The 23,591-nt window shown below is 58.8% G+C and carries 22 protein-coding genes; 21 read left to right on the top strand and 1 reads right to left on the bottom strand.

Annotated features, from left to right (window positions below; genetic code table 11):
• The first annotated feature begins 152 nt into the window (after positions 1 to 152).
• The 13 genes from D1841_RS09225 (at position 153) to argF (ending at position 14,733) form a co-directional block, all read left to right on the top strand.
• Entirely contained in the window at positions 153 to 1,034 is an 882-nt protein-coding gene (locus D1841_RS09225) for a serine hydrolase (protein ID WP_160643833.1), read from the top strand.
• Positions 1,031 to 1,954, top strand: a complete 924-nt coding sequence (locus D1841_RS09220; protein ID WP_160643835.1) for a DUF1848 domain-containing protein — start codon at positions 1,031 to 1,033, stop codon at positions 1,952 to 1,954. The genes D1841_RS09225 and D1841_RS09220 overlap by 4 nt, the downstream gene beginning before the upstream one ends.
• Positions 1,955 to 2,150: 196 nt before the next feature.
• Positions 2,151 to 3,425 carry a GTPase HflX gene (gene hflX, locus D1841_RS09215; RefSeq protein WP_237076367.1) on the top strand — a complete coding sequence of 425 codons (1,275 nt, stop codon included), beginning with the start codon at positions 2,151 to 2,153 and terminating at the stop codon, positions 3,423 to 3,425.
• Between the two features lie 213 nt (positions 3,426 to 3,638).
• Positions 3,639 to 4,319, top strand: coding sequence for a TVP38/TMEM64 family protein (locus D1841_RS09210; protein WP_160643839.1), 681 nt, complete (start codon positions 3,639 to 3,641; stop codon positions 4,317 to 4,319).
• Between the two features lie 337 nt (positions 4,320 to 4,656).
• Positions 4,657 to 5,883, top strand: coding sequence for an argininosuccinate synthase (locus D1841_RS09205; protein ID WP_160643841.1), 1,227 nt, complete (start codon positions 4,657 to 4,659; stop codon positions 5,881 to 5,883).
• 7 nt (positions 5,884 to 5,890) lie between these two features.
• Positions 5,891 to 6,430, top strand: coding sequence for an NUDIX domain-containing protein (locus D1841_RS09200; protein WP_160643843.1), 540 nt, complete (start codon positions 5,891 to 5,893; stop codon positions 6,428 to 6,430).
• A 163-nt stretch (positions 6,431 to 6,593) separates the two neighbouring features.
• Complete coding sequence (argH, locus tag D1841_RS09195; RefSeq protein WP_160643845.1) at positions 6,594 to 7,970, top strand: argininosuccinate lyase; 1,377 nt, start codon at positions 6,594 to 6,596, stop codon at positions 7,968 to 7,970.
• A gap of 308 nt (positions 7,971 to 8,278) precedes the next feature.
• Positions 8,279 to 9,319: an N-acetyl-gamma-glutamyl-phosphate reductase gene (gene argC / locus D1841_RS09190; RefSeq protein ID WP_160643847.1), complete on the top strand. Its 1,041-nt coding sequence runs from the start codon at positions 8,279 to 8,281 to the stop codon at positions 9,317 to 9,319.
• Positions 9,320 to 9,621: 302 nt separating this feature from the next.
• Positions 9,622 to 10,836 (top strand): bifunctional glutamate N-acetyltransferase/amino-acid acetyltransferase ArgJ, encoded by a 1,215-nt coding sequence (gene argJ, locus D1841_RS09185; RefSeq protein ID WP_160643849.1) that lies wholly within the window; start codon positions 9,622 to 9,624, stop codon positions 10,834 to 10,836.
• 215 nt (positions 10,837 to 11,051) lie between these two features.
• The gene (locus tag D1841_RS09180; RefSeq protein WP_160643851.1) at positions 11,052 to 11,411 is read left to right on the top strand and encodes a hypothetical protein; all 360 of its coding nucleotides are present in this window, start codon (positions 11,052 to 11,054) and stop codon (positions 11,409 to 11,411) included.
• A 23-nt stretch (positions 11,412 to 11,434) separates the two neighbouring features.
• A complete protein-coding gene (argB, locus tag D1841_RS09175; protein WP_160643853.1) occupies positions 11,435 to 12,286 on the top strand; it encodes an acetylglutamate kinase in 852 nt (283 codons plus the stop codon).
• A gap of 250 nt (positions 12,287 to 12,536) precedes the next feature.
• On the top strand, positions 12,537 to 13,706 hold the full coding sequence (locus D1841_RS09170) for an aspartate aminotransferase family protein (protein ID WP_160643855.1): 1,170 nt from the start codon (positions 12,537 to 12,539) through the stop codon (positions 13,704 to 13,706).
• 118 nt (positions 13,707 to 13,824) lie between these two features.
• The gene (gene argF / locus D1841_RS09165) at positions 13,825 to 14,733 is read left to right on the top strand and encodes an ornithine carbamoyltransferase (RefSeq protein WP_160643857.1); all 909 of its coding nucleotides are present in this window, start codon (positions 13,825 to 13,827) and stop codon (positions 14,731 to 14,733) included.
• 219 nt (positions 14,734 to 14,952) lie between these two features.
• Here the strand turns inward: argF and D1841_RS09160 are convergent, their stop codons facing one another.
• Positions 14,953 to 15,672 carry an XRE family transcriptional regulator gene (locus D1841_RS09160; protein WP_160643859.1) on the bottom strand — a complete coding sequence of 240 codons (720 nt, stop codon included), beginning with the start codon at positions 15,670 to 15,672 and terminating at the stop codon, positions 14,953 to 14,955.
• 199 nt (positions 15,673 to 15,871) lie between these two features.
• Here D1841_RS09160 and D1841_RS09155 point away from each other — a divergent pair, with 199 nt between their 5' ends.
• The 8 genes from D1841_RS09155 to D1841_RS09120 all read left to right on the top strand — a co-directional run bounded on the left by D1841_RS09155 (position 15,872) and on the right by D1841_RS09120 (position 23,438).
• Positions 15,872 to 16,117 carry a hypothetical protein gene (locus tag D1841_RS09155; protein WP_160643861.1) on the top strand — a complete coding sequence of 82 codons (246 nt, stop codon included), beginning with the start codon at positions 15,872 to 15,874 and terminating at the stop codon, positions 16,115 to 16,117.
• Positions 16,107 to 16,457, top strand: coding sequence for a terminase small subunit (locus D1841_RS09150; RefSeq protein WP_160643863.1), 351 nt, complete (start codon positions 16,107 to 16,109; stop codon positions 16,455 to 16,457). The genes D1841_RS09155 and D1841_RS09150 overlap by 11 nt, the downstream gene beginning before the upstream one ends.
• Before the next feature lie 93 nt (positions 16,458 to 16,550).
• Positions 16,551 to 17,954, top strand: coding sequence for a PBSX family phage terminase large subunit (locus D1841_RS09145; RefSeq protein WP_160643865.1), 1,404 nt, complete (start codon positions 16,551 to 16,553; stop codon positions 17,952 to 17,954).
• Between the two features lie 46 nt (positions 17,955 to 18,000).
• Entirely contained in the window at positions 18,001 to 18,447 is a 447-nt protein-coding gene (locus D1841_RS09140) for a holin family protein (protein ID WP_160643867.1), read from the top strand.
• Between the two features lie 197 nt (positions 18,448 to 18,644).
• A complete protein-coding gene (locus D1841_RS09135; RefSeq protein WP_160643869.1) occupies positions 18,645 to 18,995 on the top strand; it encodes a hypothetical protein in 351 nt (116 codons plus the stop codon).
• Positions 18,996 to 19,203: 208 nt separating this feature from the next.
• Positions 19,204 to 20,655 (top strand): glutamate--tRNA ligase, encoded by a 1,452-nt coding sequence (gene gltX / locus D1841_RS09130; protein WP_160643871.1) that lies wholly within the window; start codon positions 19,204 to 19,206, stop codon positions 20,653 to 20,655.
• A gap of 30 nt (positions 20,656 to 20,685) precedes the next feature.
• Positions 20,686 to 22,374: a glutamine--tRNA ligase/YqeY domain fusion protein gene (locus tag D1841_RS09125; RefSeq protein ID WP_237076368.1), complete on the top strand. Its 1,689-nt coding sequence runs from the start codon at positions 20,686 to 20,688 to the stop codon at positions 22,372 to 22,374.
• A 212-nt stretch (positions 22,375 to 22,586) separates the two neighbouring features.
• Entirely contained in the window at positions 22,587 to 23,438 is an 852-nt protein-coding gene (locus D1841_RS09120; RefSeq protein WP_160643875.1) for a carbohydrate ABC transporter permease, read from the top strand.
• The last annotated feature ends 153 nt before the right edge of the window (positions 23,439 to 23,591 follow it).

Below are 23,591 nucleotides of genomic sequence, written 5' to 3'. Positions count from 1 at the left end.
AATAACCTTACAGGTTATTGTACTTGATTTAAATTGCCCCGCCCGGTTCTTCCCTCCGGTCAGACGGGCGATGGGCACAATACCAACGCGCTTACGACAGCAGAACCAACAGCCAAAGAGGCCCGGCGGGGCCGGGAGAGGAGCAAGTCTATATGGAAAAGGAATTTGACGTACAGGCACAGCAGTTGCGGCTTTTGAACCTGCGGGTGTGGAAGGACGGGGGCCTGGTGCTCTCAAAGGACTATGACAGCGAAATGCGGCGCAACCAGTATTCCGCCAGCAAAAGCTTTACCAGCGCGGCGGTAGGCATTGCGGCAGGGGAGGGACTTTTGTCCCTGGACGAGAGGCTTGTGGACGTTTTCCCCCGGGATATCCCGGCAAAGCCCTGCGAAAACCTGGAAAAAGCCAGGGTGCGGGACTTGCTCACCATGGGGCTGGGCCAGGGGCAGGGGTATCTTATGGGAGAGCAGCGGCCCTTCCTCCAGGAGGAGGACTGGGTGAAATATGCCCTCTCCCTGCCTTTTGAGTACGCGCCGGGGGAAAAGTTTGTCTATAATAATGTAGGGCCTTATTTAGCCGGCGTGCTGGTGCAGCGCCGGGCCGGGTGCGACCTGGTAAGCTACCTGACCCCCCGGCTCTTTGCCCCCATGGGCATCCAGCGGCCCACCTGGGAGACAGATCCCCAGGGCTTCACCTTTGGGGCGGGCGGACTGTTCCTGTGCGTCAGCGAGCTTTTGAAATTCGGGCGGCTTCTGCTGCAAAAGGGCCAGTGGGAAGGCAGGCGGCTTATCCCGGCGGAGTATCTGGAAGAGGCTGTGAAAAAGCAGATAGAAAACGGCGAGGAGGGATACGGCTACCTGTTCTGGCGGGGGGAGAAAAATTCCTACCGGGCAGACGGCAAGTATGGCCAGTATGCCCTTGTGTTCCCGGAGGAAAACGCCGTCATCTGCACCAACGCGGAGCTGTTGGATCAGAGGAAGCTTCTTAGCTTCCTTATGGAAAACCAGCCGGCCCTGCTGGCAGGGAAGCTGTGATTCTCAGCGCCAGCCGCCGGACGGATATCCCGGCGCTGTACGGGCCATGGCTTTTAAACCGCCTGGGAGCCGGGGAGGTGCTGATACCCGACCCCTACCGGGCAGGGGCAGGCACCCGGCTGCTGTTTTCGCCGGAAACGGTGGACTGCCTGGTGTTCTGGACGAAAAATCCCTTGCCCTTCCTGCCCCTGCTGGAGGAGATAGAGGGCCTGGGCTATACCCGGTACTATTTTTCTTATACCGTCACAGCCTTTGGCCTGGAGATGGAGCCAGGCCTGCCCCCCATAAAAGAGCGGCTTGCGGCCTTTCAGGCTTTAAGCAGGCGGCTAGGCCCCAGCCGGGTGGACTGGCGCTTTGACCCCATCATCCTGGACAAAGAGCGCACCCCAGCCTGGTATGAGAAGCGTTTTGCCGCCTTGTGCCCTGTGCTGGCCCCTTATACCCAGCGGTGCATCCTCAGCTTTGCGGACTTTTACCGCCACCTGGGGAAGAATTTTCCCCGGCCCGGCCGGGAGGAGATGGAGGAGGCTGCCCAGCGGCTTTCGGAAGCTGCCCAAAAGCAGGGCCTGCCCCTGTTCACCTGCGCTGAGGAAGGGGACTTTTCCCCCTGGGGCATCAGGCATGGGGCCTGCATCGACAAAGGAAAGGTGGAGGAAACCGCCGGCTATCCGGTGGGCGTGAAGCCCCACCGGGGCCAGCGGGGGGCCTGCGGCTGTGTGGAAAGCGTGGACATTGGCGCCTACGGCACCTGCGTAAACGGCTGTGCCTATTGCTATGCCACCAAAAGCCGGGACGCGGCCCGCAGCCGCTATGCCGCCCACGACCCCCAATCCCCCCTGCTTACGGGCTGGCCCCAGGCGGGCACAGTTTGGCGGGAAAAGCGGGCTGTGTCCCTGGGCCTTGGGCAGCTTTCATTTTGACAGCCGCGCCCTGTTGAGGCCAAAACGGCTTGCAGCCGCCAAAACGCCCTGCCGGAACTGCGGGGGCTTCGCCCCGCACGCCGCCTTTCAGGCGGCGCAGGCGCGCCCTGGGCGCGCCCGGTTCCGGCGGGCGCGTGCCGGAAAGCGTTCAAACCATAAAATTGCAAAGAATGAGAAAATAACGGAGGAACTGCATTTGCCGGATAAACAATATTATGAAAATGAAGAACAGCCCCAGCGGGCACTTTTGGCAGGGATAGACACCGGAGAGTTTGACCCGGAAGCCTCTATGGCGGAGCTTTCCGAGCTTACCCGCAGCGCCGGGGCAGAGCCTGCCTTCACCCTGATACAGAAGCGCCCTTCGCCGGACGCCGCCACCTGCTTAGGCTCCGGCATGGCGGAGGAAGCCGGGGAACTGGTGAAGCGGGAGGGCCTTGACCTGGTGGTATTCGACCGGGAGCTAAGCCCCACCCAGATACGGAACCTGGAAAAGCTGTGCGGCGTGCGGGTTATCGACCGCACCATGCTGATACTGGATATTTTCGCCCTGCGGGCCAGAAGCCGGGAGGGCAAGCTTCAGGTGGAACTGGCCCAGCTTCGATATCTGCTGCCAAGGCTTATGGGCCAGGGCGCGTCCCTGTCCCGTTTAGGCGGCGGCATTGGCACTCGGGGGCCTGGGGAAACCAAGCTGGAAACAGACCGCCGCCACATCCGCAGGCGCATTGGCAGCCTGAAGGCCCAGCTAAAGGACGTGGAAGCGGCCCGCAGCGTGATAGACAAACGGCGGAGGAAAAACGGGACTGTAACAGTGGCCCTGGTGGGCTACACCAACGCCGGGAAAAGCACCCTGATGAACCGGCTGACCCAGGCCGGGGTGCTGGCGGAGGACAAGCTTTTTGCCACCCTGGATCCCACCGCCCGGGCCTTAAAGCTGCCCGGCGGCAAAACCGTCATGCTCATTGATACGGTAGGGCTGCTGCGCCGCCTGCCCCACCACCTGGTGGAGGCCTTCAAATCCACCCTGGAGCAGGCCGCCACAGCGGACATCCTGCTGAATATCTGCGACGCAAGCAGCCCGGAAGCCCGGGAGCATCTGGCTGTGACAGAGGAGCTGCTGCAAAGCTTAGGCGCCGGGGACAGGCCGGTTATCCCGGTGCTGAACAAGTGGGATGCGGTGGAGGACAAAACCCTTGCCCCCCGCCTGCCCGGGGCGGTGCATATCAGCGCCCTCACCGGAGAGGGGATAGAGGCCCTTCTTTCCCAAATTGAGGAGAACCTGCCGGAAAAAACCTTTGAGGTACAGCTTCTCCTGCCCTTTTCCAAAAGCGGCCTTGGGGCAAGGCTGCGGGAAGAAGGGGCGGTGCTGTCGGAGGAATATGTGGAAGAGGGCCTGCGGCTTACCGCCCGGGTGGACGAAAGGCTTTACGGGCTGGTGAAGGAATTTGATACAGGGGCGGCGGCCCATGGATAAAGCGCCCCTTTTCTGCATGTGCGCCCCCCTCTTGTACCGGGGCGTTTCTGGTCTGCTGGTAAGAATTTTGTAAAAAACTTTTCCCAAAATGTAAGGGATATCCCTGAAAAAACCAAAGATTCTCCCGTATACTATAGTTAGCGCAGTGCAAAGGAGAGAAAGGGTTGCTGTGCCGGCGTCTCTTTGCAGTAAGTGTGGGGGAGGTTTTTTGTTATGGCAAACGGGGACAGGAAAAAGAAAATCTGGACGGCCCTGGGGCTTATCGGGGGCCTTTTGCTTATGGCCGCTCTGTGCTTCTGGGCAGGAAAACCCATGCTGGAGCTTGTGTCCAACCCAGAGGGGTTCCGGGCCTGGGTGCGGGAGCAGGGCCTGTGGGGAAAGCTTGCTTTTGTGGGCATGATGGCCCTGCAAATTATCATCGCCTTCATCCCCGGGGAGCCGCTGGAAATTGGGGCGGGCTATGCCTTCGGGGCCATAGAGGGAACGGCCCTGTGCCTTTTAGGGGCGCTTTTGGGCGGGACGGCGGTGTTCCTCCTGGTGCGGCGGTTTGGCATGAAGGTGGTGGCAGTCTTTTTCCCAGAGGAGAAAGTGCGCGGCCTTTCCTTCCTCAAGGATGAAAAGCGGCTGAACCTGATAGCCTATATCTTTTTCCTGATTCCCGGCACCCCCAAGGACGTGATGACCTACATGGCGGGCCTGACCCCCATGAAGCTTCCCTTCTGGGTTTTCCTCACTCTCACCGCCCGCATCCCCTCGGTCGTCACCTCTACCGTCGGCGGCGACGCCTTGGGCGCTTCCAACTACACCGCCGCCCTCTGGGTGTTTGCGGCCACAGCCCTTATCAGCGGGGCCGGGGTGCTGCTATACCGGCGGTTTACCCGGCGGCAGGGCTGAAGCCCCGTCCCGCGCGGGCGCTTTCATGGGAAATGCCCCGGGGCTTTCCTCACATATAAAATGCATATTTTATGCATATAATGTATAACAGCCAGGCCCCAGGCCTTTTGAATGGGGACAGGCCCCACAGCGGCGCTCCAGTGTTTGTGCAAAAGAAACAGAAAAGTGCAGGGATAGTGCAGAGGTTTCTGCCCTATCCCTCTTTTTTTGAAAAGACTGCATAAATATGCATATACCCCTTGATTTTTCCGGAGGATGGTGTATAATAATGAATGTCCCAAAGACGATGAAATATGGAAAAAGAAAATACAAGCCCCACAGGAAAGGAAGCTGCGTTATGGCAAAGGAAATCAAAAAGGTAGTGCTGGCATACTCCGGAGGCCTTGACACCTCCATCATCATCCCCTGGCTGAAGGAAAATTACAACAACTGCGAGGTCATCGCCGTTTCCGGCGACGTGGGCCAGGGCACAGAGCTGGACGGCCTGGAGGAAAAGGCTAAAAAGACAGGGGCCTCCAAGCTGTATGTGCTGGATTTGAAGGAAGAATTTGTGCAGGATTACGTATACCCCACCGTAAAGGCCGGGGCTGTTTACGAGAATAAATATCTGCTGGGCACCTCCTTTGCCCGGCCCATCATTGCCAAGGGCATTGTGGAAATTGCCAAGAAGGAAGGGGCCGACGCCATCTGCCATGGCTGCACCGGCAAGGGCAACGACCAGGTGCGTTTCGAGCTGGCCATTAAGGCATACGCCCCGGACATGCAGATTATCGCCCCCTGGCGCGTTTGGGATATCAAGTCCCGGGAGGAGGAAATTGCCTATGCCGAGGCTCACAACATCCCCCTGAAAATCAGCCGTGAGACAAACTACTCCAAGGACAAGAACCTGTGGCACCTGTCCCACGAGGGCCTGGATTTGGAAGACCCCGCAAACGAGCCTCAGTATGAAAAGCCCGGTTTCCTGGAGCTGGGGGTGTCCCCCCTGCAGGCCCCGGACGTGCCCACCGCCATCACCCTGCACTTTGAAAAGGGCGTGCCCACCCAGCTTAACGGCGAAACCTTAAACGGTACCCAGATGGTGGAAGCCCTCAATAAGCTGGGCGGCGAAAACGGCGTGGGCCTGGCGGATATTATTGAGAACCGGCTGGTGGGCATGAAGTCGAGAGGCGTATACGAAACCCCCGGCGGCACCATTCTCTACCACGCCCACAACAAGCTGGAGGAGCTCTGCCTGGACAAGGAAACCTATCACTACAAGCAGCAGGTGGCCCTGAAGTTTGCAGACCTTGTCTACAACGGCCAGTGGTACACCCCTCTGCGGCAGGCCCTGTCCGCGTTCGTGGATTCCACCCAGGAGACGGTAACAGGCGATGTGAAGCTCAAGCTTTATAAGGGCAACATCATCGACGCGGGCGTTACCAGCCCCTATTCCCTCTATGACGAGGAAATCGCCACCTTTGACGAGGACGAGGTGTATAACCAGGCCGATTCCGCCGGGTTCATCAACCTCTTCGGCCTGCCCATCAAGGTGCAGGCGAAAAAGGGCCTGACCTACGATAAGTAAACGGCATATGGAACGGATAGACATCTATGACAAAGACGGCAGCCCCACAGGGATTGTAAAAGACAGGAGCGAACCCCTGGCAGAGGGGGAATATATCCTGGCTGTGGGCATGTGGATTGCGGACAGGGAAAACCGTATCCTACTCACCCAGAGAAGCATGGAAAAGCACTGGGCGCCCGGAAAATGGGAGAACACCGCCGGGCACGTGCAGGCCGGGGAAACCTGCGTGCAGGCAATTTTGCGGGAGCTGCGGGAAGAAACAGGCATTGCCGTCTCAGAAGAACAGCTGGTACATTTGGGCAGTGCGGCCTCGGGAAAATACTTCGGGGAAAACTATGGCGTGCGGCTGGACGTGCCTTTGGAGGATATCCGCTTCCAAAAAGGGGAAACCTGCGGGGCAAAATGGGTCACCTTTGAGGAATTCGCGGAAATGGGCCGCCAGGGAGAGCTTTCCCCCTCTGTGCTGGAACACCTGCAAGGGGGATATAAAGAAGCGTTCCTGGAATTTGTAGGCTGTCCCGGCAGCACAGCCCTGGATTTTTCATAATAAAAGCAGGCGGCAGCACTGAGGACAAAAACTCCCCAGTGCCGCTGCCATTCACCAGACAATCAGGTTTTGGGTCAAGCCTTTTTTAAAAGGCTTGTGGGGGTTCCGGGGGCAAAGCCCCCGGCAGAGTTTGAGGCGGAGCCTCAACCAAGGAGGAAAGCAGATGAAGCTGTGGAAAGGCCGCTTCCAGAAGGAAGCAGACCCCAAGACAAACGATTTCAATTCCAGCATTTCCATTGACAGCCGGATGGTCCGGCAGGACATTGAGGGGAGTATCGCCCACGCCGCCATGCTGGGGGAGTGCGGGATTATCGATAAAAGCGAAAGCGAAAAAATCCAGGCGGGCTTAAAAGCCATCCTTATGGACATAGAAAGCGGTGCCTTAGCTATAGACCCGGACGCGGAGGACATCCACACCTTTGTGGAGGGCGAGCTGACAAAGCGCCTGGGGGACGCGGGCAAGCGCCTGCACACCGCCCGCAGCCGCAACGACCAGGTGGCCCTGGACGTGCGGCTCACCCTGCGGGAGGACTGCGCGGGCCTGAAGGCCCAGATAAAGGAACTGATAACTGTGCTGTGCAAAAAAGCAAAGCAGCACGCCGGGGCCGTCATGCCCGGATACACCCATTTGCAGCGGGCACAGCCCATCACCTTTGGGCACCATTTAATGGCATACGCGGAAATGCTCCTGCGGGATTTAGGCCGCTTTGAGGACGCTTTAAAGCGCATGGACGTAATGCCCTTGGGCAGCGGGGCCTTGGCAGGCACCACCTACCCCCTGGACAGGGAGCTTACCGCAAAGCTCCTGGGCTTTTCCCAGGTGAGCCAGAACAGCTTGGACGGGGTATCTGACCGGGACTTCTGCGCGGAAATCGCCTTTGCCGTGTCCATGGCCATGGTGCATCTCTCCCGGCTGTGCGAGGAAATCGTGCTGTGGTGCTCCTGGGAATATAAGTTTATCGAGCTGGACGACGCCTTCTCCACCGGCTCCAGCATTATGCCCCAGAAGAAAAATCCTGATTTGGCAGAGCTTATCCGGGGAAAATCCGGCAGGGTGTTTGGCGACCTGATGGGCCTTCTCACCATGATGAAGGGCCTGCCCTTGGCCTATAACAAGGACATGCAGGAGGACAAGGAGGCTGTGTTCGACGCGGTGGATACCTTGAAGCTGTGCCTCACGCCTTTAATCCCCATGCTGGAAACCATGACGGTGCTGGAGAAAAACATGCGCTCTGCCGCCGCAAAAGGCTTTATCAACGCCACAGACTGCGCGGACTTCCTGGTGGCAGAAAAGGGCCTGCCCTTCCGGGACGCCTATAAAATCACCGGGGAGCTGGTGGCCCTGTGCATTGAAAAGGATGTAACCCTGGAAACCCTGCCTCTCACAGCGTATCAGGCTGTGTGCCCCGCCTTTGACGAAGGGGTGTATGAGGCCATCTCCCTGGAGCGCTGCGTGGAGGGCCGCAAGGTTTTAGGCGGGCCTGCCCCGGAAAACGTGCGGATGCAGGCAGACCGGGTGCTGGGGCTGCTGGGGGCCTAAAGGGGAAAGACCTTGGGGCTTATGCGCTTTCGTTTCCCGAAACCGCGCCCCAAGCCCTGAAATTTCCTCCAAGGGGAAATTTCCCGGGGGAACACTTACGCTGGTTCCCCCGCGGCGGAACAGTCCCCCGGACTGTTCCGCCTCCCCTTCCAGCGTTTTTGCAAGGCAAATAAGGCCGTCTCCGACGGCTTAGGGCTGCGCGCCCTAAGAACCCGCCAAAGGGCCATAGGCCCTTTGGAATCCCTCTTGCGCTCCGCGCTGGACATGCAGTACAAAAGACAAACTCATAAAACAAGGTGATGAAGAAAATGGAAAAGATAAGAGCAGGCGTGGTGGGGGCCACAGGCTATGCGGGCAGCGAAATCTGCCGGCTGCTGTTTGCCCATCCCCAGGCGGAGCTTGCCGCCATCAGCTCCGTAAGCTTTGAGGGCATGGCCCTCTCGGAAGTCTACCCGGCCTATTACGGCCTCCAGGACATGGTTTGCGGCACCCAGGAGGAAGTTGTGGCGAAAGCCGACGTGGTTTTCGCGGCGCTGCCCCATGGCCTTTCCCAGGAACTGGCCGCGCAGTGCGACAGCCTGGGCAAAGCCTTCATCGACATGGGGGCAGATTTCCGCCTGGAGGACGAGGAAGCCTATAAAGAGTGGTACGGCGGGACGTATACGGACAAGGCCCTCCATGAAAAGGCGGTGTATGGCCTGCCGGAACTGTTCCGGGAGGAAATAAAGGGGAAAAAGCTGATTGCAAACCCCGGCTGCTACACCACCGCTGTGCCCCTGGCCCTGGCCCCGGCTTTGGAGCAAGGGCTTATAGAGACTGGGGGCATTGTGTGCGACTGCAAATCCGGCGTAACCGGGGCGGGCCGCAAGCCTGTGCAGTCCAACCACTATCCGGAATTAAACGAAAGCTTTACCGCCTATAAGGTGGCAAACCACCGCCACACCCCGGAAATCGAACAGACCCTCTCAAAGCTTTCCGGGGAAGCCATGCGCGTCACCTTTGTGCCCCACCTGCTGCCCATCAACCGGGGAATCCTTGCCACCTGCTACGGAAAGCTTCGGCCCGGGGTGACAGAAGAACAGCTTTGGGAAGCGTACCGCGCCCGGTATGAAGGGGAATTTTTCGTCCGCCTGCTGCCCAAGGGCCAGGTGGCAAACGTGAAGAACGTACACTACACCAACTTCTGCGACGTATCCCTGTTTGTGGACAGCCGCACCGGGACGTTTATCGCCATCTCCGCCATCGACAACATGGTGAAGGGAGCGGCGGGCCAGGCCATCCAGAACATGAACCTGAGCTTTGGCCTAGAGGAAACCACAGGGCTGGTGCTCCTGCCCCCGGCGTTTTAAAAGGTTCCCGCCCCGATGGGGGAGGGAACACAGAGAAAAAGGCCTAGAGGAACCCACAAGGCGGTGCTCCTGCCCCCGGCGTTTTAAAAGGTTCCCGCCCCGATGGGGGAGGGAACACAGAGAAAAAGGCCTAGAGGAACCCACAAGGCGGTGTTCCTGTCTCCGGCGTTTTAAAGGGCTTTCATCCACAACAGGCAGACATAGAGGTTTTTGAAGGGTTCAGGGAAACTTTTTCCTGAAAAAAGTTTCCCTGACGAGGTGTGGAGCGGCGCTCCACGGTCTTAGTGAAAGGGGAAAATGACGTGAAATTTATAGACGGCGGCGTAACAGCGGCCCAGGGCTTTACAGCGGGCGGGCTGCACTGCGGCATCAGAAAGAACAAGACAAAGCCGGACTTGGCTATGATTTACAGCGAGAGGATCTGCGCGGCGGCGGCTGTGTACACCCAGAACCTGGTAAAGGGCGCGCCTATCCTGGTGACAAAGGAAAACATCAAAGACGGCAAGGCCCGGGCGGTTTTCTGCAACTCCGGCAACGCCAACACCTGCAACGCCGACGGCGTGGAGAAAGCCAAGCGCATGTGCGAAATCGCCGGGCAGGCCCTGGGCATCGATCCCGCAGACGTGGTGGTGGCTTCCACCGGGGTTATCGGGCAGGTGCTGCCCCTGGAGCCGATTGAAAGCGCGGCCCAGGCTTTAGCGGATTCTTTAACGGCAGACGGATCCCTCCGGGCCGCCCAGGCCATCATGACCACCGATACCTACGCGAAGGAAGCGGCGGTGGAGGTGGAAATCGGCGGCAAGGCTGTGCATATCGGGGGCATTGCCAAGGGCAGCGGGATGATTCACCCCAACATGGCCACCATGCTCTGCTTTATCACCACAGACTGCGCCATTGCCCAGCCCCTGCTGCAAAAGGCTGTGAAGGCGGCGGCAGACAGCACCTTCAATATGGTGACAGTGGATGGGGACACCTCCACCAACGACACCTTTGCCGTTTTAGCCAACGGCGCGGCGGGAAACGCCGAAATCGCAGAGGAAAACGGGGACTATGCCGCCTTTGCCCAGGGCCTGGAGGCTGTGGGCCGGAAGCTTTCCAAAATGCTGGCGGGAGACGGGGAAGGGGCCACAAAGCTCCTTGTCTGCCGGGTGTCCGGGGCCGCTTCCCTGGAGACGGCACGCACCTGCGCCCGCAGCGTCATCGCTTCCGACCTGACAAAGGCCGCCATGTTCGGGGCCGACGCCAACTGGGGCCGGGTGCTGTGCGCCCTGGGCTACAGCGGGGCAGATATTGACGTGGACAAAATCGACGTGGCCTTTGCTTCCCCTGCCGGACAGGTGGAGGTGTGCCGGGCAGGCCGGGGCGTGGATTTTTCCGAGGAGCTGGCGGCAAAAGTCCTTTCGGAAAAAGAGGTGGAAATCCTGGTGGGTTTGCACATGGGGGAGGAGAGCGCCGAGGCATACGGCTGCGACCTGACCTATGATTACGTGAAGATAAACGGGGATTACCGCACATGACAGGCTGCGCCCCAGGCAGGAGGGCATCCCGGGCTTCTGTGTCCGCGCCGCTGCTCCTGCTTTCGGCGCGGCTATAGCTCCAAACGCCCGCCCCGCAAACCAGGGCCGCCTCCGGCGCCCCTGCCGCGCCTTGCGCGGACGTGGGCAGAGGGCCGCTGCGCGCCCTTCTGCCCACGTGTTTGCGGGCCGGGCGGCGGAGCAGAAAGGAACTGCTTATGAAGCTGCCTGAAAAATTCAAAGAGGGCTTTCGCGCCTTCTGGCAGGTCGCCTGCTTTGTGCTGGCTGTCCTGCTGCTGACAGATTTCTTGGTGTGCCTTATAGCGGCCTTCGTCGCTTTAGACTGGCTGCTGAACCAGGCGGCGCTGGTGGTGTTCACAGCGGCAGCGCTGCTTTTGGGCATTACCTTTTACCTGCCCGCCAGGCGCGTGGGGGTGGGGAAGCTTCCCCGGCGGCTGCTGGCAGGGGGCCTGGCAGGCGGCGGGATTGTCCTGGTGTTCTTTGTGGTGATGTATATTGCGGCCATCTTCTCCATGCTGGAATATATACGCCACATCAAGGCGGACGACCCAGGCTGACAAAAACGGAAAGAGGGGAACCCATGAACATAACCAACAGCGAGCGGGCCGCCATCCTGGTGCAGGCCCTGCCATACATCAAGCGCTATGCCGGGGAGACGGTGGTGGTGAAATATGGCGGCAACGCCATGCTCAATGACGAGCTGAAAAGCGCTGTCATGAGCGACATTGTGCTCATGCAGCTTGTAGGCATCAACGTGGTGGTGGTACACGGCGGCGGGCCGGAAATCAGCGGGATGTTAAAGAAAATCGGCAAGGAAAGCAAATTCGTAGGCGGCATGCGGTATACCGACCAGGAAACCATGGACATTGTCCAGCAGGTGCTGGCAGGCAAGGTGAACAAAGACTTGGTGCAGCTTTTGGAAACAGCCGGGGCCAAGGCTGTGGGCCTGTGCGGCCTGGACGGCTCCCTTTTAAAGGCCGACCAGTTGGAGGAGGACTTGGGGCTGGTGGGGGAAATCCGGGAAGTAAACGCGGAAATCATCCACAACGCCACGAAAAACGGCTATGTGCCGGTAGTCTCCACTGTGGCGGCAGGGTATCATGGGGAAGTCTATAACATCAACGCCGACGTGGCGGCCTCCCGCATTGCGGCAGAGCTGGGGGCCATGAAGCTGATTCTCATGACAGACGTGCGGGGCCTTTTGCGGGACCGGGACGATGAAAGCACCATCATCCCGGTGGTAAACGTTAGCGACGTGAACCGCCTGAAAAAGGAGGGGGTTATCAGCGGCGGCATGATCCCCAAGGTGGACTGCTGCGTGGACGCGGTGCGCCGGGGCGTGGGCCGCACCCACATTATCGACGGCCGCATCCCCCATTCCATCCTGGTGGAGCTGTTCACCGACGAAGGCATCGGCACCATGTTCTACTGACAGCAACGTAACGTTGCATCTAAGACGCGTGCAGCGTAACGCTGCATCTAAGACGCGGAATCTCGCCTGCCGGCTCGGTCGGGTCAGAACGGTCCCCACTGGGGACCTTCCCCGCAGGCGTTCCGCCTGCTGGCGGGCAAAAGCTTTTCGCCGCGAATACATTCGCGCTTACGTAAGCCGCCGCGTGTCCGGGGCGCTCCCGGCAGCGGGCTTTGGGCAGAGCAAATCAACCAGAAAGAAGGGGAAGCATATGACATTCCAAGAGATAAAGGAACAGGACAGCCGGTATATCCTCCACACCTATGGGCGGGTGGACGTTGCCCTTGTAAAGGGCCAGAACGCCCGGGCCTGGGACGGGGCCGGCAAGGAGTATATCGACTTTACCTCCGGCATTGGCGTAAACGCCCTGGGCTATGCCGACCCCCAGTGGGCAAAGGCAGTGGCGGGCCAGGCCGGGGCAATCCAGCACCTGTGCAATTATTATTACAGCCCTCAGAACACAGGCCTTGCACAGGAGCTGTGCCAGGCGGCGGACATGGCCCAGGCTTTTTTCTGCAACTCCGGGGCGGAGGCCAACGAGTGCGCCTTTAAGGTGGCCCGGAAATACGGGGAGAAGCGGGGGGCCAGCACCATCCTCACCCTTACAGATTCCTTCCATGGCAGAACCCTGGCCACCTTGGCCGCCACAGGCCAGGAGGCCTTCCACAAGGATTTCCAACCCCTGAACCCCGGCTTTGCCTATGCCCAGGCAAACGACCTGGAGGCTGTCCGGGAAAAGCTGGACGGCTCTGTGTGCGCGGTGCTGCTGGAAACCGTCCAGGGGGAAGGCGGGGTGGTGCCCATGGAGGAAGGCTTCCTCCATGCAGTGCAGGCCCTCTGCCAGGAAAAGGACGTGCTCTTCATGCTGGACGAGGTGCAGGCCGGCGTGGGCCGCACCGGATATTTCTATAGCTGCCAGCAGTGGGGCCTTTCACCGGATGTCATCACCACAGCCAAGGGCCTGGGAGGCGGCCTGCCCATCGGGGCCTGCCTGGTGGCAGAACGGCTGCGGGATATTTTAAAGCCCGGGCAGCAAGGCTCCACCTTTGGTGGCAACCCGGTGGTGTGCGCCGGGGCCAGGGAGGTTGTCCGGCGGGTAAGCCAGCCAGAGTTTTTACAGCAGGTGCGGGAAAAAGGCGCATACCTTACAGAGAAGCTTTCCGCTCTGCCCCAGGTGGAGGCTGTGCGGGGCCGGGGGCTGATGCTGGGGGTGAAGCTGAAAAAAGGCGACGCCCACGACGTGCTGGTGAAGTGCGCCGAAAAGGGCCTTTTAATCCTTACCGCAAAGGCGCTGGTGCGCTTCCTGCCGCCGCTGACCATCACGAAAGAGGATATAGACGCGGGCCTTGGCATCTTCGCCCAGGTGTTAGAGGAAATATAACCGTCCACAACACAAAGTTTTTTGAAGATTTTTAAGGAACTTTTTTGAAAAAAAGTTCCTTAAAGCAGGTTTGGACGGCAGTCCAACCAAAAACAAACAGCGAAAAGAGGGAATCACCATGAAGCATTTGTTAAAGCTTTTGGATCTGAGCGGCCAGGAGATTATGGAAATCCTGAACCTTGCAGACCAGCTTAAATACGAGACAAAGCACAGCATCGAGCACCACCGCTTAAAGGGCAAGTGTCTGGGGATGATTTTTGAGAAATCCTCCACCCGCACCCGGGTTTCCTTTGAGGTGGGCATCAACCAGCTAGGGGGCTACGCGGTGGTGCTCAGCTCCGACGGATCCCAGATAGGCCGGGGAGAGCCTGTGCAGGATACGGCCCGGGTGCTTTCCCGGTATGTAGACGGCATTATGATCCGCACCTTCGGCCAGGACGAAGTGGAGGCCCTGGCAGAGCATGGCAGCGTGCCTGTGATAAACGGCCTGACAGATTTCTGCCACCCCTGCCAGGTGCTGGCAGACCTGATGACTGTCCGGGAGTTCAAGGGCGCCCTGGAGGGGCTGAAGCTGTGCTTTATCGGCGACGGCAACAACATGATGAACTCCCTGATTGCAGGGGGCCTGAAGGTGGGCATGGCGGTTTCTGTGGCCTGCCCGGAGGGCTACCGCCCGCCTAAGGAAATCCTAGACTTTGCCGCCGGGTATGACTGCTTTGAGCTGACAGACGACCCCCTCCTTGCCGCCAGGGACGCAGACGTGGTGGTGACAGACGTGTGGACTTCCATGGGCCAGGAGGAGGAGCGCCAGAAGCGGGAGGCCGCCTTTAAGGGATACTGCGTGGACAAGCGGCTGATGGCTGTTGCAAAGCCCGACGCCATGGTGCAGCACTGCCTGCCCGCCCACCGGGGCGAGGAAATCAGCGCGGAAGTGTTTGAGGCCCATGCCCAGTATATCTTCGAGGAAGCGGAAAACCGCCTCCACGCCCAGAAGGCCGTCCTGGTGAAAACCATGGGCGGGGAGTAAGCAGAAACCGCGCCAATCCTGCTTGTGCAGTTTCCATCTATAATAATAAACAAGCGCCCTGCTGAAAGGCAGGGCGCTCTTTTGTTTTTACAGGCCATTTGTACAGGCCGATTGGGGAATGGGCGGGCGAAAAGAATGGCATGATGGAAGTTTTTTGAAGATTCTAAAGAAACTTTTTTCAAAAAAGTTTCTTTAGCCGCCGGCGGCAGCCTTGCGCTTTCAGCGGGCCAGCTTTCCCAGCACCCGGCCCTGGCAGCGCAGATCGTCATATTCGCAAAGGGGGATGGGCGCATACCGGGGGTTCAGGGATTCCAGCGCCTCCAGGCCCAGCCGCTTGATATAGCCGTCCCCGTTTAAGAAGAAAATCCCGGTTTCCCCCACCTGCACGCAGCCCTCCACCCGCTGGACAAACACGATGTCCCCGTCCTTATAGACAGGCTCCATGCTGTCCCCATTTACCCGCACGCAGAAATGGGCGTTTTCCGGCACCTGAGAGCCGGGAATCTCCAGCCGGGTTTTGTAGACCGCATCGCTCCAAGGCTCCCCTGGGCCTGCGGAAACCGCCAGGTCGTAGCAATTGATATAGGTCACCCACCCGCTGTCCGGCTCCTCCGCCGGGCCGGGCTGCGCCATGCGGCTGTATTCCTTGTCCAGCACCATGTCCACCAGTTCCCTGCCGTGGGCGTCCAGCAGCCGGTACTTTTTCACCCGCTCCCATTCCTCCGGGGAAGGGGCGCCTGCCGGGCCAAGCTCCAGAAGCTGGTCGGCGCTGTATTCCAAAACCTGGGACAGGCGGCGCAGCCGGAACAGGTCTGGCTGGCGGCGGCCTGTTTCATAGCCGGAATAGGTGGTTTTGTCCACGCCCAGGGCGTCGGCAATTTCCTGCTGGCTGCGGCCTGCGGCCAGCCGGGCGGCCTTCAGTCTTTGGGGGAAGCTCATGGATACCGCTCCTTTCTTCGTGTTCGGGCGCTTTCTGGAGGGGGACTGCGTTTGTCTGTATTATACTGTGGGGTGGGCGGATTGTCAATACAGAATCGAAAAGCTTGACAAAATGTCGATATGCCGCTATAATAAGAGATAGATTGTCAAAATGACAACTAAAAACGCAAAAACAGGCAGAATGGGAGGATGCAGCAGAATGGGATACTGGGCGGCGTTTGATTACGAAAGGATGGCAAGGGAGGCGGCAAAGGAGCGGGATGCCCTGCACGCGCTTTTGGAAAGGCGGAAGAAGAACCCGCCGGAAAGGGCGGATCAGGAGCTTGTCTGGCAGCGGGAAAACAGCCTGCTTTACACGATGTACTTAGAGCAGCGCTGCAGCGCTGAGGCTCTCTCCCGCAGGGCCAGGATGCGGGCAAGGCAGGAGGCGGCCCATGGAGCGTAAATACAGGCTGAAAGCCGGGGAGACGCGGGAAAAATGCGCCAAGTATTTCCAGCGCTGCCAGGAGACAGGGCAGGTGCCCACAGCGCCGGGGCTGGCCCTGGCCCTGGGGCTGGAGGGCCGGGAGGAGCTGGAAGGGCTGGCGGGGAAGGAGGGCCGCACCTGTGCCCTGCTGCGGCGCGCCCTTTCCCAGGTGGAGGAGGCCAACATCCAGGCGGCCTATAAGCGGGACTCCGGCCCCAGCGCCCGCTTCATCCTGCAAAACGGCTTCGGATATTCTGAGAAGCCCCGGCAGGAAGCGCCCTCCGGGATTATCCGGGTGCGGCTGACAGAGGAGGACTGACGTGAGAAATAAAAGGAAAGGGACGGTGCCGGGGGCAGGGAGGCAGCTTTTTTATGGCTCTTTCTGCGCACCCCGTATCGGGTGGCAATGAAGATGGATGTGGAAATTCCAAAAAGCGCCTTTAACCCCCTGTACTTGCCCCTGCTGCGGGAGGACGCCTGCCGCTACCTGGTGCTGTATGGCGGGGCGGGCAGCGGGAAAAGCGTGTTTGCGGCCCAGCGGCTGCTGGTGCGGCTGCTGGAAAAGCCCCTGTGCAACCTGCTGGTGGTGCGGGCTGTGGCCGCCGCCAACCGGGACTCTGCCTATGCCCTGTTCCGGCAGGTGATAGCCAGGTGGGGGCTGGAGGGGCTGTTCAAGTGGACGGATTCAGACATGCGCATTACCTGCGCAAACGGCAACAGCGTGATTTTCAAGGGCCTGGACAACACGGAAAAGCTGAAGTCCGTCACCTTCCCCAAGGGGGAGCTGACGGATATCTGGATAGAGGAGGCCTCGGAAATTGAGGAGCAGGACTTCAACCAGTTGGACCTGCGGCTGCGGGGCAGGGGGGGCGGCAGGCAAATCACCCTCACTTTTAACCCCGTCTCCCCCCTGCACTGGCTGAAGCGCCGTTTTTTCGACCGGCAGGATCCCCGGGCAGTGGTGCAGAAGTCCACCTATAAGGACAACTGCTTTTTAGACCAGGCCTATAAGGAAACCCTGGAGGGCTACCGGGAGACGGATCCCTATTATTATCAGGTATACTGCCTGGGGGAGTGGGGGGTGTCCAGCCAAAGCGTCTTTGCCGCCGGCAGGATTGCCAAAAGGCTGGAAAGCCTGAAAGAGCCTGCGGCCCGGGGGGATTTCACCTTTTCCACAAGCTACAGCCCCATGTGGAACCGGGTGCTGATAGAGGAGGGCAGCGTCCAGTTTGCAGACTCGGCCCTGGGGGCGGCAAAGGTGTATGCCCTGCCGGAAAAGGGGAAGCGGTACGTTATAGGCGGGGATACGGCTGGGGAAGGCTCCGATTTCTCTGTGGCCCAGGTGGTAGACGGGGACACAGGCCAGCAGGTGTGTACCCTCCGGGGCCAGATGGACGAAGACGTGTTTGCCCGGCAGGTATATTGCCTGGGAAAATGGTACAACACAGCCCTCATATCCCTGGAGGCGAATTTTTCCAGCTATCCCATCCGCACGCTGGAAAACCTGTGCTATCCCCGGCAGTATGTGCGCCAGGGGGAGCAGGCCCTGGGCTTCCGCACCACAGCGGGCACAAGGCCCGTCATCCTGGCAGAGCTGGTGGAGATAGTCCGGGAGCACACAGGCTGGATTTGCGACAGAACCACCTTGGAGGAAATGCTCTCCTTTGTGCGCACCCCCCAGGGCAGGCCCGAGGCCCAGCCTGGCGCCCACGACGACTGCGTTATGGCCCTGGCCATTGCCTACCACGCCCGGCGGCAGATGGATCCGCCGGAGGTTTTTTGGGGCTGCGCGGTAAGCCGGGGCAGGGGATATTAAAGGGAAGGAAGCCTTGTGGTTTTATAGGTAAAAAAGGAGGAACGGTATGCAGAAAAGGATATTGGCTTTGCTGGCGGCAGCAGGCGGGGTGGTGATACAGGCCCTGGGCGGCTGGGACGGCGCTTTGCAGGGGCTGGTGGCTTTTATGGCGGCAGATTACGTAACCGGGCTTGTGGTGGCCGGGGTGTTCAGGCGGTCAGGAAAAACAGAAGGGGGCGGCCTGGAAAGCCACGCGGGCTTTTTGGGCCTTGTGCGCAAGGGGGGCATCCTTTTGCTGGTATTTTTGGGGACGCTGCTGGACAGCCTGCCTGGAGGCGGCTTTGTGCGCCCGGCGGTGTGCTGCTTTTTCATGGCCAACGAGGGGCTGTCCATCTTGGAGAACCTGGGGCTGATGGGGGTGCCTTATCCCCGGTTTTTGCGGGACATGCTGGAGTCCCTGAGGGAGAAAGGCGGGGCAGGGGAAAGCCCTGCGGAGGAAAAGAAGGAAGGCTGATGGAGGTTTTGGCAGGGAATAGATATGAACAAAGTGTTAACAATGGTAAAAGGGGTTGAAAATATGAGGAAAACATGCTAAAATGTAACCAATTTGTAATGGTTGTCATTCTTTTGTAAATATAGGGGCCGCGGCTCCCAGGAGATACTACATATGCCGTATGGCCTGGATGAAACATGCTGAAAGGGGCGGTTTGTATGGGCGGAGGTTTTTTCAGGAATTTGCTGGCTTTTCTCGTTGCCTTGGTCTTAACGCTGGGGACGGTTATGGTGCTCAGCGCCGCCACCCAAAAGAAGGCTGACGCGGCGGATCGGTATTCCCAGCAGGTGCGCCAGGAGGAAACCCAGGTGGAGGAGCTTTCCGCGCCTGTCCAGTCCCGCCGGCCGGCTTCCTTTTTGGAAGCGGCAGGGGGCTTCCTGCTGATTATCGCTGCCTCCAGCGCAGGGGCCATGCTGCTTTTGCGGGTTGTCCGGAAGGGGCGCGCTTCCCACAAAGGGCAGGCTTACCGTCCTAAAAAGGACATGGCCCATATTGTGCGGCGGGTGTAGCCTTACATAATTCCTGTTTTTCAACAAGCCTTGGAAAGGCCGACAGATGTGTCGGCCTTTTTTTTGTGCAGGGAAAGGAAAAAAGCAAAAACGTGTTGCCAAAAAAGTTTTTTTTTGCTATAGTAAGAGGATAAGAAAAAGCGGGGCCTGCAGGGGCCGCCGCTATGGAACAGGCAAAACCGGTAGTTACATTGAGGAGAGAAGTGCAATGCAAACAGTAAGGACAAGATTTGCGCCCAGCCCCACAGGGTTTATGCATGTGGGAAACCTGCGCACAGCGCTGTACGCCTATCTGGTGGCGAAAAGCCAGGGCGGGAAATTTATACTGCGGATAGAGGATACGGATCAGGAGCGCCTGGTGGAAGGCGCGGTGGACGTGATTTATGAAACCCTCCGGAAAGTGGGTTTAAAGCACGACGAAGGCCCGGACGCGGGCGGGGCCTTCGGCCCCTATGTCCAAAGCGAAAGGCTGGGGCTTTATAAGCCATACGCACAGCAGCTTGTAAAGGAGGGCAAGGCCTATTACTGCTTCTGCACCAAGGAGCGGCTGGAGGGCCTGAAGGAGGAAAACGCCTTTGGCGGCTATGACCGCCACTGCCGGGACTTGCCAGAAGAGGAAGTGCAGCGCCTTTTAGACGCGGGCACGCCCTATGTCATCCGGCAGAAGGTGCCCCTCACAGGCGCCACCACCTTCCGGGACGCTGTGTTTGGGGAAATCAGCATCGAAAACAAGGAGATTGAGGATCAGGTGCTTTTAAAGGCCGACGGCTTCCCCACCTACAATTTCGCAAACGTCATTGACGACCACCAGATGGGCATTACCCATGTGGTGCGGGGCTGCGAGTATCTCACCTCCACGCCTAAGTATAACCTGCTGTACGAGGCTTTCGGGTGGGAAATCCCGGCTTATATACACCTGCCCCTGATTATGGGCCGCAATGAGGACGGCTCTGTTTCAAAGCTTTCAAAGCGCCACGGCTCCACCAGCTTTGCCGGGCTTCTGGAGGAGGGGTATCTAGCCCCGGTTATCACAAACTTTATCGCCCTTTTAGGCTGGGCGCCTAAGGACAACCAGGAGGTTTTCTCTTTGGAGGAGCTTACGGACGCTTTCTCTGTGGAGGGCATCAGCAAATCCCCGGCAGTGTTTGACTATGACAAGCTCCTGTGGTTTAACGGGGAATATATTAAGAAGATGGGGGAGGAGGAATTCCTTCAGAACGCCATGCCATACTATCAGGAGGTTTTCGGGGAGGCGGAAAAGCCCTGGGGCGTGCTGCAAAGCATTTTGCAGGCCCGCATTGGAAGGTTCCAGGAGATTCCGGGGCTGCTGCACTTCTTCAAGGAGCTGCCTGACTATCCTGTGGACTTCTTCGTGAACAAGAAAAGCAAGACAAACCTGGAAAACAGCCCCCAGATGCTGGAGGCGGCGCTGGAGGCCCTGCGACAGCTCCCCGGGTGGGAGCTTGACACGATACACGAAGCGCTGATTTCCCTGGCCCAGAAGCTGGAGGTGAAAAACGGCACCCTGCTGTGGCCTGTGCGTATTGCGGCGGCAGGCACCCTGGTGACCCCCGGCGGGGCTATGGAAATCCTGGCCCTTTTAGGCCGGGAGGAGGCCCTCAGGCGGCTGGAAGCAGGGCTTTTAAAGCTGAGGGCATAGACGGACAAAAAACGGTAAAGAGGTATGGATATGAGCGAAGTGAAAAATTTGGACGAGGTGGTTTCCACCAACTTCATTGACGATTTTGTGAAAGAGGACATGGCCCCCGGGGGGCGCACAGAGGGGATGCGGGTACACACCCGTTTTCCCCCGGAGCCTAACGGCTATTTGCACATCGGCCACGCCAAGGCCATTTATGTGGATTTCGGCACTGCCGACCGCTTTGGGGGCGTGTGCAACCTGCGCATGGACGACACCAATCCCACCAAGGAGGACGTGGAGTATGTGGAGGCCATTAAAGAGGACATCCACTGGCTGGGCTATGACTGGGGGGACAGGTTCTATTATGCCTCCGACTACTTTGAGGACATGTACAAAGGGGCGGAGGAGCTGATTGAAAAGGGCCTGGCCTATGTGTGCGAACTGACCCAGGAGGAAATGCGGGAAATGCGGGGGGATTTGACCACCCCGGCCAGAAGCCCTTACAGGGACAGGCCCAAGGAGGAAAGCCTTGACCTTTTCCGGCGGATGCGGGCAGGGGAGTTTGAGGACGGGAAGATGACCCTGCGGGCCAAGATTGACCTTGCTTCCGGCAACTTCAACATGCGGGATCCGGTGATTTACCGCATTAACCACAAGGCCCACCACCGCACCGGGGACAAGTGGTGCATTTATCCCATGTATGACTATGCCCATCCCTTTGAGGACGCCATGGAGTGCATCACCCACTCTTTGTGCTCTTTGGAGTTTGAGGATCACCGGCCCTTCTATGACTGGGTGGTGGAGAATGTCACTTTGCCCTCAAAGCCCAGGCAGATTGAGTTTGCCCGCTTAGGCATTAACAATACAGTTATGAGCAAGCGGAAGCTGCGGGCGCTGGTGGAGGGGAACTATGTGGACGGCTGGGATGACCCCCGGATGCCCACCCTCTGCGGCCTGCGCCGCCGGGGCTACACCCCCCGGGCTATCCGGAATTTCAGCGAGCGCAACGGGGTTTCCAAGGTGAACTCTACAGTGGAGTATGCCTTCCTGGAGCACTGCCTGCGGGAGGATCTGAACCAGCATGCCCGGCGGGTGATGGGGGTGCTGCACCCGGTGAAGCTGGTGCTCACCAACTACCCCGAGGGCAAAACCGAAATGCTTACAGTGGAAAACAACCCCAACTGCCCGGAGGACGGCACCCGGGAGGTGTCCTTCTCCCGCACGCTGTGGATTGAGGCGGAGGACTTCCTCACAGAGCCTGTGCCCAAGTATAAGCGGCTGTATCCCGGCGGGCCGGAGTGCCGACTGAAGGGGGCCTACCTGGTAAAATGCGTGGGCTATGAGACGGACAATGAGGGGAACGTGACGGAGATCCACGGGGAGTTTGACCCGGACAGCCGGGGAGGCGATCCGGCGGACGGGCGGAAGGTGAAAGGGGCCACCCTTCACTGGGTGGACGCGGAAACAGCCCTGACAGCCCAGGTGCGGCTTTACGACAACCTGTTCTCTGTGGAAAGCCCGGAGGAGGGGGACTTCCTGGATTATCTCAGCGAAACCTCCCTGGAGGTGCTGGAGGGCTGCAAGCTGGAGCAGGGCCTGCGGGACGCAAAGCCCGGGGAAAGCTTCCAGTTTATGCGCCAGGGGTATTTCTGCGTGGACTCTAAGGATGCAAAGCCCGGGGCGCCGGTGTTCAACCGCTCTGTGAAGCTGAAAGACAGCTTTAAGCCCGGCAAATAAAGCGATTGCAGCCCCCTGCGGGAGATGGTTCCCGCAGGGGGCTTTTGCGGGGGCGGGGCGCTCCTCCGGAAATATTCTGGTTGACTTGCGGTGGCAGCATGTGGTATCATAGAGAAAAGCAGGCAAAATCTGCGAAAAAACCTAACATCAAAAAGGGTTTTTAGAAACTTTGCCACAGGCGCGCTGGCGCGCGGAGAAGGGTGGTCGGGCCTGTGAAAAAAACAAAAGCCTATTGGCTGTTTTTGCTGCCAAGCCTTTTGGGGGTGCTGCTGTTTTACGCCATCCCCTTTGGGTTTTCGCTGTATTACGCGCTGATTGACAACATGGGTTCCCAGAGCTTTGTGGGACTGCAAAACTTCTCGGACACCCTGGCAAACTCTTTGTTCCAGTCTGCGGCCCTGAACACTGCCATTTTCATCGGGCTTTCCGTGCCTTTGGGCATGGCTTTGTCCCTGTTTTTGTCTTTGTGCCTGCAGGGCATGAAAAAGGGGAGGGCGCCTGCCACTATGCTGCTGCTCCTGCCTTTGGTGGTGCCCTCTGGCACGATTGTCTACTTCTGGAAGGTGCTGTTTGACGCAAACGGCCTTGTGCAGAAATTCCTTTTGCAGATGGGCTTTAGCCATGAGGCGGTGTCCCAGAACGGCTGGGCCATGGGGGTGCTGGTGGCGGTGTTTTTATGGAAGAACGTGAGCTACAACATTGTGCTTTTCTGGTCGGGGCTGAACTGGATCCCTAAGACCTATTACGAGCAGATGGCCCTGGAGGGGGCGGGGAAGTGGAAGCAGTTCACCAACGTGACCTGGATTTACCTTTCGCCCACCACCTTTGTGGTGCTGCTGATGAGCATTGTCAACTCCTTTAAGGTGTTTAAAGAGGTGTATATGCTCTACGGGGCCTACCCCAGCCCAGACATTTATATGCTCCAGCACTATATGAACAACCAGTTCCTGTCGCTGAACATGCAGAAGCTCTCCAGCGCGGCGTACATCTTATTCTTGGTGATTGGAATTGTGCTTCTGATTGTATTTTATGCCCAGAAGCGCGTCACCGACGCCTACCAGTAAGGGGGAATATACATGCAGAAAAGACGCATACTTCCGAATATTATTATCGGTATTGCGGCGGTTGTGGCGGTGTTCCCCATTGTGTTCATTTTCGCCAACTCCTTTATGGGCGGGGCGGAGATTGTCAGCCGGTATTCGGCAGAGGTGATGGAG

The sequence above is a fragment of the Neglectibacter sp. X4 genome (genome assembly GCF_009917365.1).
Taxonomy (GTDB): Bacteria; Bacillota; Clostridia; order Oscillospirales; family Acutalibacteraceae; genus Acutalibacter.
This window is presented reverse-complemented; position numbering and strand designations above follow the sequence as displayed.